Here is a 13,147-nt window from a genome sequence, read left to right as displayed (position 1 = left end):
CGGCCCGTTTCTCTTCCGGAGGGAAGTTCCTTTCCCTCCGGTTTTCTGATTGATGGATGCCTGGGAGGATCGGGCAGCTTGTTCCTCGCTCCCCGGCATTTCGACACCATGCACGAGACAGCATGATTGGTTTTCTTATTCAGCGCGTTCTGCAGGCGCTCATGGTCGTCATCGCGATGTCGATCATCGTGTTCCTCGGCGTCTACGCCATCGGCAACCCCATCGACGTGATGATCGACCCCGCGTCGGATCAGGCACTGCGCGAGGCTTTGATCCATCGCTATGGCCTCGATCGCCCGCTGTACGAGCAGTACTTCGTGTTCATGAACAACATGCTGCACGGAGATCTCGGCGAGTCGTTCATCTATCGTCTGCCGGTGCTGAACCTGATCTGGTCGCGCTTTCCGGCAACCCTGGAGCTTGCGCTGACCGCGATGCTGATCGCCACAGGCCTTGGCATTCCGCTCGGGCTCTGGGCCGGATACAAGCCGGATTCGCTTTCCGCCAAGGCGATCATGGGGCTCTCGGTTCTCGGCTTCAGCGTTCCGAGCTTCTGGGTCGGCCTTCTGCTCATCATGGCCTTCGCGGTGGAGCTCGGCTGGCTGCCGTCGGGCGGGCGCGGTCCGACCACGCAGGTGCTCGGCATGAACCTGTCGATCACCTCGCTCGAGGGCTGGAGCTACATCATCCTGCCGGCGTTCACCCTCGCGCTGTTCAAGCTCGGCCTGCTGATCCGTCTGACGCGCGCGGGCACGGCCGAGGTGATGAGTTCCGATTACGTGCGCTTCGCCCGCGCCCAGGGGCTTTCCGAGAGCAAGGTCGTCGGCCTCCACGTGCTCAAGAACATCTCTATCCCCATCGTGACGGTCTTCGGACTGGAGCTCGGCTCGACGCTGGCCTTCGCGGTGGTGACGGAAACGGTCTTCAACTGGCCCGGCATGGGCAAGCTCATCATCGACTCCATCACCGTGCTCGACCGTCCCGTGATGGTCGCCTATCTCATCCTCGTGGTCTTCCTCTTCGTTATGATCAATCTCATCGTCGATCTGGTCTACGGCCAGCTTGATCCGCGCATCCGCGTGAAGGCGGCATCATGAGCAGTTCTCCCGCTCTCCCACTGCCGGCCGAGACCGGCTGGAGCCGGCTCTCGAACTTCTGGGCGGATTTCCGCCAGAGCCCGGTCGCCGTGGCGGCGCTCGTCGTCGTCGCCGTCGTGGTCCTGATGGCCGTCTTCGCCCCGTTCGTCGCCCCGCAGGATCCTTATAACCAGGAAGCGCTGGACCTGTTCGACGCCCGCCTCGAGCCCGGCGAAGTCGGCTCCGGCGGCTATGTCCACTGGCTCGGCACCGATGCGGCCGGGCGCGATCTCTTCTCGGCCATCCTCTACGGCTTGCGCACGAGCCTGATCGTCGGCGTCATGGCGGGCAGCCTGGCGCTCGTCCTGGGCACGACGGTCGGCCTCATCGCGGCCTATTACGGCGGCCGTGTCGAGGCGCTCATCATGCGCATCATCGACCTGCAGCTCTCGCTGCCGGCGATCCTTCTCGCGCTGGTCCTCGTCGCCATGCTGGGGCAGGGGCTGATGCAGCTCGTCGCCGCCCTCGTGGCCGCGCAATACGCCTACTTCGCCCGCACGACCCACGGGGCGGCCAGCGCGGAACGGCGCAAGGACTACATCGAGGCGGCCCTCTCGACGCCCTTGCCCGCGCGCCACGTTCTCTTCCGGCACCTGCTTCCCAATGCGCTGCCGCCCCTGATCGTGGTGGCGACCGTGCAGGTGGCGAACTCCATTGCGCTGGAGGCGACGCTGTCCTTCCTGGGGCTCGGCCTTCCCATCACGCAGCCGTCGCTGGGCTCGCTCATTTCCAACGGCTTCCAGTTCCTGCTGTCCGGCCGCTACTGGATCTCGATCTATCCCGGCATCGCCCTGATGCTGACGGTCGTCGCCATCAATCTCGTGGGCGATCAGGTCCGCAACGTTCTGAACCCGAGGCGCAGCCGATGAGCGATGCGGTCCTTCGTGTCAAAGACCTTCAGACGCAGTTCCAGACCAGGGCCGGCGTTCTGAAGGCAGTCGACGGCGTCAGCTTCGAGGTCGGCCGCGGCCGCATCCTAGGCCTCGTCGGCGAGTCCGGCTCCGGCAAGAGCGTGACGGGCTATTCCATTCTCGGCCTGATCGAGCCGCCCGGCAGGATCGCCGGCGGCGAGGTCCTCCTGAACGGCAAGGATCTGACCGGCCTGAAGGGCGAGGCCATGCGGAAGGTCCGCGGCGCCCAGATCGCCATGGTCTTCCAGGATCCGATGATGACCCTCAATCCGGTCCTCAAGATCGGAACGCAGATGATCGCCGCCGTGCGGGCGCACGACAAGGTCTCGCGCAAGGTGGCCCGGGGCCGGGCGCGCGACGCGCTTGCCAAGGTGGGCATTCCGAGCCCCGAGGAGCGTCTCGACGCCTATCCGCACCAGCTCTCGGGCGGCATGCGCCAGCGTGTGGCCATCGCCATCGCTCTCCTGCATAGCCCCGCTGTCATCATCGCGGACGAACCGACGACGGCGCTCGACGTCTCGATCCAGGGCCAGATCCTGGCCGAGGTGCGTCGTCTTGCGGACGAGACCGGCACCGCCTTCGTGTGGGTGACGCACGACCTCGCCGTCGTGTCGAGCCTCGCGGACGATATCTGCGTCATGTATGCGGGCAGGGTCGTGGAAAGCGGTCCGGCCGCCGATGTGATCGCATCGCCGCGTCATCCCTACACTGCGGGCCTCCTCGCATCCGTTCCGGCCGAGCACGAGCCCGGGACGAAGCTTCCGCAGGTTCCGGGATCGACGCCGTCTCTGGCCAACCTCCCACCGGGCTGCGCCTTCGCGCCCCGCTGTGCCAAGGCGGGAACCGCCTGCACCACGACGCCGCCTGTCCAGACCTTCGAGGACGGACGCACCGCCCTATGCCATTACCCGATCGAGCCCGTTTCATGCCAGCCGCTCTCCTTGACATCGACCACGTATCGAAGCGCTTCGTAAAGCAGCCCAACATCGGCGAGCGCATCGCCGGTATGCTGGGTGTGGGGCCGAAGGCCGAGACCGTGCGCGCGGTGACCGATGTCAGCTTGTCGGTCGCCAAGGGCGAGGTCGTGGGCCTGGTTGGCGAGTCCGGCTGCGGGAAGTCGACGCTCGGGCGCATGATCGCCGGTATCTACACGCCGAGCGACGGCAAGATCCTGTTCGACAAGGTCCCCGTGGCCAAGTCGCAGGGCCGTCGGACGCAGAAGCTGACGACACGCGTACAGATGATCCACCAGGATCCCTTCGCCAGCCTCAATCCTCGCATCCGGATCGGCGACACGGTGGCCGAGGGGCCGGTGGCGCACAATATCGTCAAGGGACGCGACGCGGATTCCTACGTGGCGGATCTCCTCGGGCGCGTCGGGCTCGACCCGAGCTATCGCAGGCGCTTTCCCCATCAGTTCTCCGGCGGTCAGCGCCAGCGCATCGCCATCGCCCGCGCGCTCGCCATGAAGCCGGATCTGCTGGTGCTCGACGAGCCGGTGGCATCCCTCGACGTATCGATCCAGGCGCAGGTGCTCAACCTGTTCATGGATCTGCGCCAGGATCTCGACCTGACCGGCATCTTCATCAGCCACGATCTCGGCGTGGTGCGGCACGTCTCTGACCGGGTCGCGATCATGTATCTCGGCCGGATCGTCGAACTGGCGCCCACCTCGGAACTCTACGCCGCTCCGAACCATCCCTATACGCGCGCGCTCTTCGAAAGCGTTCCGCGCATCGGTGTAGGCAAGAAGAGCTTCCGCCCGATCGCGGGCGAGATTCCGTCGCCGCTTCACCCTCCGAGCGGATGCCACTTCCATCCGCGCTGCCCCTTCGCCGGTCCGCGCTGCAAGCGGGAAACGCCCCCTCTCACGGGCATCGCCCCGGGCCGCTTCTCCGCCTGCCATCTCAACACCGGCGGCACGGACTAATCGAGACGACCGATAGATGACCCAGCAAGCCTCTCTCGTGGCGCTCCAGGAGCGCATCGCCGCCGTCAACGACGTGCTCAATGCGACGTCCGTCCTGACATGGGATTCCCGCACCATGATGCCTGCGGGCGGGGCGGAAACCCGCGGTCATCAAATCGCGACTCTGACCCGCGTCGCGCGCGATCTGCTGCTCGCACCGGAGACCGAGAAGGCGCTCGAGGACGCCGAACGGGTGGTGGAAGGGCTTGCGGAAGATTCCGCCGAGCGGCGCATGGTGCGGCAGACGCGCCATGCGGTCGATCACCACAAGCGGGTTCCGGCGTCTCTGATCCAGGAACGTGCGGCTCTTCGCACCGTCGCCCAGGCGGCCTGGATCGAGGGGCGCTCGAAGAGCGATTTCTCGATTTTCGCGCCTCATCTTGCCAAGACGGTCGAATTGTCCCGCGCCTATGCCGACTGCATCGGCTGGAGCGAGCATCCCTACGACGCCATGGTGTCGATCTATGAGCCGGGCGAGACGGCCGCGAGCCTCAAATCCCTGTTCGGGGAACTGCGCGCCGGGCTTCTTCCGATCCTCGATATCGCACGGTCTCGCCCAACTCCCCGTTCGGACTTCCTGTTCCGCGACTATCCGGAAGACGGGCAGCGCGCCTTCGGATTGAGCCTCGCTGAGAAACTCGGATACGATTTCAAGCGGGGTCGCCTGGACACGACGGTGCATCCCTTCGAGGTGTCGTTCACCCGCAACGACGTGCGCATCACCACCCGCTACAACCGGAACTACCTTCCGGCTTCGATGTTCGGCACCGCTCACGAGGTCGGGCACGGGCTCTACGAGCAGGGCGTCGACCCCGCCTATACCCGCACGACGCTGGCAACCGATCTCGTGGGCCTCTATGCCGTCGGCGGGACCAGCTTCGGCGCCCACGAGTCCCAATCACGCCTGTGGGAAAACCACATCGTCCGCAGCCGCACCTTCTGGCAGCTGCACTTCCCTGAGCTGCAAAAGCATTTCCCCGATCAGCTCGGCGACGTGAGCGCGGAGGAGTTCTATCGCGCCGTGACCCGCGTCGAGCCCGGCTTCATCCGTGTCGAGGCGGATGAGCTCACCTACGACTTCCACATCATGCTGCGGGCGGACATCGAATGCGCCCTCATGGACGGATCGCTGCCCGTCGCCGACCTGCCCGACGCCTGGAACGCTGCGATCAAGCGCGATCTCGATCTCGTCGTGCCGGACGATGCCAAGGGCGTCCTGCAGGACGTGCATTGGTCCACGGGCTATATCGGTTCCTTCCCGACCTACACGATCGGCAACGTCATGGGCGCCCAGATGATGGACACCCTGCGCCGGCAGAAGCCGTCCCTCGATGCGGCCATCGAGGCCGGCGAGTACTCGGCCCTGGCGGAAGAGCGGCGCAGCCGGATCTGGCAGCCCGGCCGACGCTTCCAGCGCGACGAGCTGCTGCAGCGCGAAACCGGGCGGGGTCTCGATCCGGCGCCTTACCTCGCCTATCTGCGGGACAAATACGCGGCGTAAGATGTTTCAAGCCGGGTGAGATAGGCTGCAGCGGACAGGTCCGCTGCAGCCTGCTTGGTTCTCAGCCCGATTGCCATCGACCAGCGCTCGGCGCAGTTCGCCTGAGCTCAGGCGCACGCAGCATCCGACCAGTAAGTGCGGCTGCGGGCATTGACGGGCGATCCCGCGGCGTCGTTCAGGGCTAAAATCGCCTCGTGGAAGCGTTGCGCTTCATCCGGGCCGGCGAGGATCCTCAGGCTATGGATGATGCGGGTGATGCGCAGGTGGTTGTGATCGTACCCGGTGAGCCACCAGCGCGTCTCGCGGTAGAATTGCAGCATTCGCTCGGTCGCTCGTGCGAGATTGTCCTGGGCCGCCTGGTCCGCCCTGATCGCATCGATTTCGGCCTGCGTCAGGACTGGGGCTCCCGGTTGGGCGGCGCTGCGGGTCGGAAGCGGGAACAGCCACTGGATATAATCGTGCACCTCTTCCAGCCGGTCATTGGAGAAGCCGAGCACATCGGCCACGAGGCGCCCCCGGCCGTCGCGCCCGGTGCCGGCGAGAAAGGCATGGAGAGGTCCTGTCGTGGATAGAGCCATGGCCGTGCCTCCGGTTGGGAGGCACAGCTTAGAGCCTCAATCGATCTCAGGCCAGAAGGCTGACGAAGAAGCGGGCGCAGACGAGCAGAAGGAAGACGCCGAAGGCCACCTCGAGGCGGCGCTTCGAGAGCCGGTGAGCGAGACGCGCGCCGACCGGCGCCATCCAGGTGCTGGTGGGAATGAACAGCAGGAAGCCGAGCAGCGAGACATAGCCCAGGGCCAGAGGCGGCTGGAAGGCGATGACGTTCGGATAATCGGCCATGTGCGGCCAGCCGGCATAGATGTAGCCGATGGCGCCGGGGATGGAGATCAGGATGCCGAGGCCCGACGAGGTCGCCACCGCCTGGTGGATCGGGCGGTTGTAGAAGGTCATGAACAGGTTGGAGAGCTGGCCGCCGCCGATGCCCATGAGCGCCGAGAGGATGCCGATCAGCCCGCCATAGGCCACCATGATGGGCTTCGCCGGCATGTCGAGGCCGAAGCGCCAGGTGTCCTTGCCGAAGAGGAGGCGGATGGCCGAGATGCCCGCCACCACTACGAACACGGTCTTGAACAGGTCGGCCGGGGCGTAACGGGCGATGACGCTGCCCAAGCCGACGCCGAGGACCACCGGCACGGCCCAGACCCGCAGGATGCTCATGTCGACCGCGCCCTTGGCCTTGTGCGCCGAGAAGGAGCGCAGGGAGGTCGGGATGATGATGGCGAGCGAGGTGCCGACGCAGAGCGGCATGCGGACCTCCTCGGGCACCTCCAGGATTCGGAAGAGCTCGTAGAGGATCGGCACGGCGACCGCGCCGCCGCCGACGCCGAAGACGCCGGCCAGCAGGCCGGTGATCGCGCCGGCCGCCAGGAGCGCCACCACGAGCCAGGCGAGATCGAACAGAGGAATGCCAAACATCGGGAAGGTCCATCGGAGGGAGGAAGCTCGCCGTAGGATCTTTTCGATCCACCGGCAAGTTGCACTATGGCAGGGGCATCTAGTGGTGACTCCACTGACGCGGAATCACCTCTCTCTTCTTTGCGTGACCGGATTTTTTGACGGTGAACCGGGTCCACGTCACCGAAACATGCTCTAGCTTGAGGTGCGTCCCGAATACTTTTCCTGGTAATCGCGCGCCCTCTGGTCGATCCATGGCCGGTCCGTGACGCCGCCGGGATTGGCGCGCGTCGCCATGGCGTCCATGAAGGCCAGAAAGCGCTCGTGAGCGACGCCGTAGAGCCGGCGCAGCTCGTCCAACGGCTCCGGATGATCGTCCACGCGTAGATCGAGCATGGGATAAGGCTCGTCGTGCCAGACCTTGATCGCGGCGGATTGCTTGCCGCGCTTGTCGCCGCCTTCGGCCTGACCGGCGTCGAGCGCCGTCATGAGGCGATCCGCGAAGGGCAGATCCATGCGACGCTTGTAGGTTTCGAGCGTCGCCTCGATGACGGTTGGGCCGGCCAGCATGTTGCCCGCGACCGAGACGCCTTCGTCGGTCAGATGCCCGCACCAGTCGATGCAGTCCGAACCGGTATGGGCGGCCGTGCGGCCGTCCCGGTCGATCACATGGAGCTGGCGCGATCCACGGCCGGGATCCTGCGCCGTGAGGATCGAGACGATCTCCTCGGCACTTCGTCCCTCTGCCAGGAGGCGGATGCCGTCCGTGCCATAAAGGGGATTGACCAGAGCCTGCGTGGCCAGCGCACCCATCCGTGCCGCGCCATAGGGGCAAAGCGCCCCCACGGCGAAGAACTTGGTGGTGACGGCGACGCCGAAGGCGCCGGTGTCAGGGTCCTTGGCGATGATCGACCAGGTCATGATGCGCCTTCCTCAGCGTCCGATCGCATAGGCCTGCATGAGACGCGGCGTGGCGGCGCCGTGGAGCAGACCGTCCTTGTCGCGGCTCGCCGCCACGAGGCGGCCGACCGTCCAGGCAGGCGCGACCTCGATCTCGTGGCCGCGCGCGCGCAGATCGTCGAGCACTTCCGCGCCGTAGGTTTCCTCGGCCATGAGGTGGCCGGGCTTCTGCTCGCGCGGATAGAACGAGGAGGGGAAATGCGCCGTGTGCGACATCGGCAGGTCGATCGCCTCCTGCAGGTTCAGCCCGTGATGGGCATGGCGCAGGAAGAGGAGGAGCTGCCACTGCTCCTGCTGGTCGCCGCCCGGTGAGCCGAAGACCATGTAGGGCTCGCCGTCCTTCTCCGCGAGGGTCGGTGTGAGTGTCGTGCGGGGACGCTTGCCCGGCGCCAGGCTCGCCGGCAGCCCCTCTTCGAGCCAGAACATCTGGGCGCGCGAATTGAGCATGAAGCCGAGTTCCGGAATGACCGGCGAGGATTGCAGCCAGCCGCCCGACGGCATGGCGGCGATCATGTTGCCGAAGCGGTCCACCACGTCGATATGCACCGTGTCGCCGCGACGGGCCGAACGCATCGAGGCAAGCGTCGGCTCGCCGCCCGTGATTTCGCGGTTCGTCGTCGAGAGGTCGCGCAGGGCCGCGAGGGTGCGCTCCACCTGGGTCTCGTAGCCTTCGATGCGCCCGGGGCGCAGCTCGAACGAGGCCTTGTCGGTGATGAGCTTGCGGCGCTCGTCGTTATAGGCATCCGACAGCAGCGTCTCGATCGGCACGTCGACGAAATCGGGATCGCCGTAATAGGCTTCGCGGTCGGCGAAGGCGAGCTTCTTGGCCTCGGTCAGAAGATGGACGAACTCGGCGCTGGTCGGGCCCATGCTTGCGATGTCGAAGCCCTTCAGGAGCGCCAGCGTCTGGAGGAAGACGGGGCCTTGGCCCCAGGGGCGGATCTTGTTCACCCGGTAATTATGGTAGTCGTAGGTCTGCGGGGCGTCGTAGCTCGCGGACCAGTTCGCCATGTCGTCGGCGGTCAGCACGCCGCGATGGCGTGAGCCGCTCTGGTCCATGACCTCCGTCTTGCGCACGAAGGCGTCGATGGCCTCGGCCACGAAGCCCTTGTAGAAGGCGTTGCGCGCGCCTTCGATCTGAGCCTCGCGGTCGCTGCCCTTGGCCTCGCCTTCGCGGACGATGCGCTTCCAGGTATCCGCGAGCTGCGGATTGCGGAAGAGCTGGCGCGGCTTCGGCACTTCGCCGCCCGGCAGGAAGACGGCCGCCGTCGTGGGCCATTCCGTCTCGAAGAACTCCTTCAGGCCCTTGATGGTATCCGCCACGCGCGGCAGGAGGGGATGCCCCTGTTCGGCGTAGTAGATCGCGGGCTCCAGAACCTCCCTGAGCGAAAGCAGACCGTGGTCGCGCAGGAGAAGCATCCATGCGTCGAAGGCGCCGGGTATGACAGTGGAGAGCAGGCCGTTGCCGGGAATGAGCTTGAGGCCCTCGTTCTTGTAATGCGCGATGGTGGCGCCCTGCGGCGCCGTGCCCTGGCCGCAGAGTACTTCGACCTTCTTGGTCTTGGCCGAGTAGAAGACGGCCGGCACTTCGCCCGACGGTCCCACCAGATGCGGCTCGACGACCTGCAGCACGAACGCGGAGGCCACGCAGGCGTCGAAGGCATTGCCGCCCTTTTCGAGCATGGACATGCCCGCGGCGGAAGCGAGCCAATGGGTCGAGGTGACGATGCCGAAGGTGCCGAGGATCTCTGGCCGGGTCGTAAACATGATGTCTAATCCGAAGTTGCGTCGTGATTATTGTTCGCGGGGGTCGAGCGCGTCGCGCAGGCCATCGCCGAGGAGATTGAAGCCGAGGACGATCAGGAAGATCGCGGAGCCCGGGAAGATCGACATCCAGGGAGCCTGATCCATGAAGTTCTTGGCGGTGTTGAGCATGGAGCCCCAGGAGGGATTCGGAGGCTGCTGGCCGAGGCCGAGAAATGAGAGGCTCGCTTCCGCGATGATGGCGGTCGCGATGGTGAGCGTTCCCTGGACCAGGATCGGAGGCAACACGTTCGGGAACACGTAGCGCACCAGGATCCAGAAATCGGGCAGCCCGATGGCGCGCGCGCCTTCCACGTAGTCCTCCGCCTTGACGGTCAGCACCTGCCCGCGGGTGAGGCGGATGAAGATCGGCATGGCCGAAAGACCGATGGCGATCATCGCGTTGGTGAGGCTCGGGCCCAGGAACGCGGCCAGCGCGATGGCGAAGATCAGGAAGGGGATCGCCAGCATGGCATCGGTGGCGCGCGAGATCGCGGCATCGACCCAGCCGCCGAAATAACCGGAAACGAGGCCGAACGGCACGCCGAGCACGATGGCGATGGTGACCGAGACCACGCCGGCCATGATGGACGCGCGGGCGCCCCAGAGCATGCGGGAGAGTAGATCTCGCCCGAGCTCGTCGGTGCCGAACCAGAACAATGCCGACGGCGCTTTGCGAATGCTCGTGAAGCTCGGCTTGACCGGATCGAAGGGAGCGAAATAGGGGCCGATGAGGGCGACGAGAACGAAGAACAGCACGATGACGCCGCCGAGAACGGCGCTCTTGTTCTTCAGGAACTTGGCGAGGACGCGGCTGCGCTTCTTGGGCAGCGCGACCTCATCGGCGATAACGGCTGTGGCGGGCATGCGGCGTGCCTCAGGCGGGGATTGACGAGAACATAGAGGACATCGGCCAGCAGGTTCATGAAGATGAACCCGACCGCCGTGCAGAGGACGACGCCCTGCACCACCGCGTAGTCGCGGTTGAACACCGCATCGACGATGAGCTTGCCGAAGCCCGGAATGGTGAAGATCTGCTCCGTGAGCACGGCACCGGCGAGAAGCTCGCCGAAGAGCAGGGTGGACAGGGTCACGATCGGCACGAGCGCGTTGCGCAGGGCGTGCTTCAGGATGACTTTCCTGGACAGAAGTCCCTTGGCGCGGGCGGTGCGGATGTAGTCCGAGCGCATGACGCCGAGCATGGCGCTGCGGGTATGACGCATCAGGCTCGCCGCCAGGCCTGTGCCGAGCACGAAGGCCGGCATGAGCATGGTCTTGATGTTGAGCCAAAGGTCCTCGGTCGGCGGCACGTAGCCGGAGGCGGGCAGGAGCTTCCAGCGCACGGAGATCAGCATGATGAGCATGATGCCGAGCCAGAAATTGGGAATGGACAGGCCCGACAGGGCGATGACATTGGCCGTGTAGTCGACCGCCGTTCCCTTCCTGACGGCCGAGATGATGCCGGCCGGGATGCCGATGGCGAGCGCGACGATCATCGCCATGATGGCGAGTTCGAGGGTCACGGGCAGCTTGCTCATGATCAGGTCGAGCACCGGAATGTCGGTCCTCAGGGAAATCCCGAGGTTGCCGGTCAGGGCCGAGCCGATCCAGGCGAAGTACTGGACCGGAATGGGATCATCCAGGCGATACTTCTCGCGCAGGAGCGCGAGCACCTGCGGATCGCGTTCCTCGCCCGCCATGGTGAGGACCGGATCGCCGGGCAGGAGCTTCTGCAAGGCGAAGACCAGCAGCGACACGATGATCAGTGTCGGAATGGCAATCAGTATTCGTCGTCCGATGTAGCGCAGCATCCGCTCGTGGAACCCATGTCGAGGAAGGGCAGGGGCGCGCCCGGTCGTGGAACCGGGCACGCTGTTTTTCAATCAGCTCAAGAGGCGAACTTCACGCCCTTCAGGCGGATCATGCCGTCCGGATAAGGCTTGAAGTTCTGGACCTTCTTCGTGTGAACGAAGGGCCAGGGCTGGTAGTAGGTGTAGATGATCGGCAGATCCTGCTTCAGGATCTCCTGAGCCGCATCGTAGAGCTGCTTGCGCTTGGCCTCGTCGTTGATGATCCGCGCTTCGTTCAGGAGCTTGTCGACCTGCTCGTTGCAGTACTTCCCGTCGTTCAGTGCGCCCTTGCAGGAGACGAACGGGTGGATGTTGCCGTCGGGATCGACGCGGCCGGACCAGCCGATCACGTTCACGTCGAAGTTGCCCGCCTGGGCCTCCTTCTGCATGGCGGCGAACTCGGTCGGGCGCAGCGAGATGTCGAAGCCGGTCTCGGCCGCCATGGCCTGGATGATCTCGGCGATTTGCTGGGTCGTGGTGCTGGTGCCGAAGGTCAGCTCGAGCTTCACCCGGTCCACGCCGGCTTCCTTCAGAAGCTGCTTGGCCTTGGCGACGTCGCGCGCGTTGGCCTTGAACTTCGGGTTGTTGTAGGGGCTCGCCTCCGGGAAGGGCTGGCCCGCGGGCGGGAAGATGCCCGCGCCGACCACTTCGTTGATGACGTTGCGGTCGATGGACAGCTCAAGCGCCTGTCGGACGCGCTTGTCCTGGCCGAGCGGGGTCTTGGAGCGCTCGCCGTTGTTGGTGTTGATCGTCAGGCCCTGGTAGCCGATGCCGGAGACAGGCGCGAAGACCAGGCTGGAATCGCCCTTGACGGCCGGAACGTCGCTCGGGGCGAGACGCTCGAGAAGGTCGAGGTTGCCGGAGCGCAGGTTGGCGAGGCGCACGGTCGTGTCCGGAATGGGCTGGAATACGACGCGCTCGAAGTTGTAGTTCTTCGCGTCCCAGTGATCGGCGAATTTTTCGAGCACGATGCGGTCGTTCTGGACCCGCTCGACGAACTTGTAGGGACCCGAGCAGACCGGCTTCTGGCCGAAATCGGCATTGCCGAGAGCCTTCGGCGACATGATCATGCCGGCGCGGTCGGAGAGCTGGGAGAGCAGGGTCGCGTCGGCGCGGGAGAGGTTGACCTTCACGGTCAGATCGTCGACGGCCTCCACATTGTCCACGGAGGTCAGCTCGCTCTTGCGCAGGGAGTCCGGCAAGGTGCGGGCGCGGTCGAGATTGGCCTTCACGGCGGCGGCGTTCAGGGGCTCGCCGTCATGGAACTTGACGCCGGGACGCAGCTTGAACGTCAGCGACTTGCCGTCGTCGCCCCAGCTCCACTCGGTCGCGAGCTCGGGGGTGAACTTCAGTTCGGGTGTGATGTCGACCAGCTTGTTGCACAGCGACGTGAACACGATGCGCCCGACGAAGGTGCGGGCGCGGTGCGGATCGAGCACATCGGGATCTTCGTTCAGGCCGATGCGCAGGGTCTGCGCGGAAGCTGCGGTGCTCGCCAGGAGCCCCGCGGCCAAAGCTAGGAGAAGTCTCTTCTTCATTCCATGTCCTCCAATCGTTCTCTG

12 protein-coding genes are annotated in these 13,147 nt (G+C 65.4%); 5 read left to right on the top strand and 7 right to left on the bottom strand.

Annotated elements, in window-relative coordinates:
• Nucleotides 1-122: 122 nt before the first annotated feature.
• The 5 genes from H0S73_RS15715 to H0S73_RS15695 are packed head-to-tail and all read left to right on the top strand — an operon-like array spanning nt 123 to nt 5,517.
• Nucleotides 123-1,097 (top strand): ABC transporter permease, encoded by a 975-nt coding sequence (locus H0S73_RS15715; RefSeq protein ID WP_181053026.1) that lies wholly within the window; start codon nt 123-125, stop codon nt 1,095-1,097.
• Nucleotides 1,094-2,005 carry an ABC transporter permease gene (locus H0S73_RS15710; RefSeq protein ID WP_181053025.1) on the top strand — a complete coding sequence of 304 codons (912 nt, stop codon included), beginning with the start codon at nt 1,094-1,096 and terminating at the stop codon, nt 2,003-2,005. The genes H0S73_RS15715 and H0S73_RS15710 overlap by 4 nt, the downstream gene beginning before the upstream one ends.
• Nucleotides 2,002-3,021, top strand: coding sequence for an ABC transporter ATP-binding protein (locus H0S73_RS15705; protein ID WP_181053024.1), 1,020 nt, complete (start codon nt 2,002-2,004; stop codon nt 3,019-3,021). The genes H0S73_RS15710 and H0S73_RS15705 overlap by 4 nt, the downstream gene beginning before the upstream one ends.
• Nucleotides 2,973-3,977, top strand: a complete 1,005-nt coding sequence (locus tag H0S73_RS15700) for an ABC transporter ATP-binding protein (protein ID WP_181053023.1) — start codon at nt 2,973-2,975, stop codon at nt 3,975-3,977. Before H0S73_RS15705 ends, H0S73_RS15700 begins: the two co-directional genes overlap by 49 nt.
• Before the next feature lie 16 nt (nt 3,978-3,993).
• Nucleotides 3,994-5,517: a carboxypeptidase M32 gene (locus H0S73_RS15695; protein WP_181053022.1), complete on the top strand. Its 1,524-nt coding sequence runs from the start codon at nt 3,994-3,996 to the stop codon at nt 5,515-5,517.
• 107 nt (nt 5,518-5,624) lie between these two features.
• Here the strand turns inward: H0S73_RS15695 and H0S73_RS15690 are convergent, their stop codons facing one another.
• The 7 genes from H0S73_RS15690 to H0S73_RS15660 form a co-directional block, all read right to left on the bottom strand.
• Nucleotides 5,625-6,095, bottom strand: a complete 471-nt coding sequence (locus tag H0S73_RS15690; RefSeq protein ID WP_181053021.1) for an opioid growth factor receptor-related protein — start codon at nt 6,093-6,095, stop codon at nt 5,625-5,627.
• A gap of 46 nt (nt 6,096-6,141) precedes the next feature.
• Entirely contained in the window at nt 6,142-6,993 is an 852-nt protein-coding gene (locus H0S73_RS15685; RefSeq protein WP_181053020.1) for a sulfite exporter TauE/SafE family protein, read from the bottom strand.
• Between the two features lie 174 nt (nt 6,994-7,167).
• The gene (locus H0S73_RS15680) at nt 7,168-7,893 is read right to left on the bottom strand and encodes a DUF1028 domain-containing protein (protein WP_181053019.1); all 726 of its coding nucleotides are present in this window, start codon (nt 7,891-7,893) and stop codon (nt 7,168-7,170) included.
• 12 nt (nt 7,894-7,905) lie between these two features.
• Nucleotides 7,906-9,699, bottom strand: a complete 1,794-nt coding sequence (locus H0S73_RS15675; protein WP_181053018.1) for a gamma-glutamyltransferase family protein — start codon at nt 9,697-9,699, stop codon at nt 7,906-7,908.
• 27 nt (nt 9,700-9,726) lie between these two features.
• Nucleotides 9,727-10,602: an ABC transporter permease gene (locus tag H0S73_RS15670; protein ID WP_181053017.1), complete on the bottom strand. Its 876-nt coding sequence runs from the start codon at nt 10,600-10,602 to the stop codon at nt 9,727-9,729.
• On the bottom strand, nt 10,527-11,546 hold the full coding sequence (locus H0S73_RS15665) for an ABC transporter permease (protein WP_246389295.1): 1,020 nt from the start codon (nt 11,544-11,546) through the stop codon (nt 10,527-10,529). Before H0S73_RS15665 ends, H0S73_RS15670 begins: the two co-directional genes overlap by 76 nt.
• Before the next feature lie 77 nt (nt 11,547-11,623).
• Nucleotides 11,624-13,123 (bottom strand): ABC transporter substrate-binding protein, encoded by a 1,500-nt coding sequence (locus H0S73_RS15660; RefSeq protein ID WP_181053016.1) that lies wholly within the window; start codon nt 13,121-13,123, stop codon nt 11,624-11,626.
• Nucleotides 13,124-13,147 lie beyond the last annotated feature (24 nt).

The sequence above is a fragment of the Microvirga mediterraneensis genome (assembly GCF_013520865.1).
Classification (GTDB): domain Bacteria; phylum Pseudomonadota; class Alphaproteobacteria; order Rhizobiales; family Beijerinckiaceae; genus Microvirga; species Microvirga mediterraneensis.
This window is presented reverse-complemented; position numbering and strand designations above follow the sequence as displayed.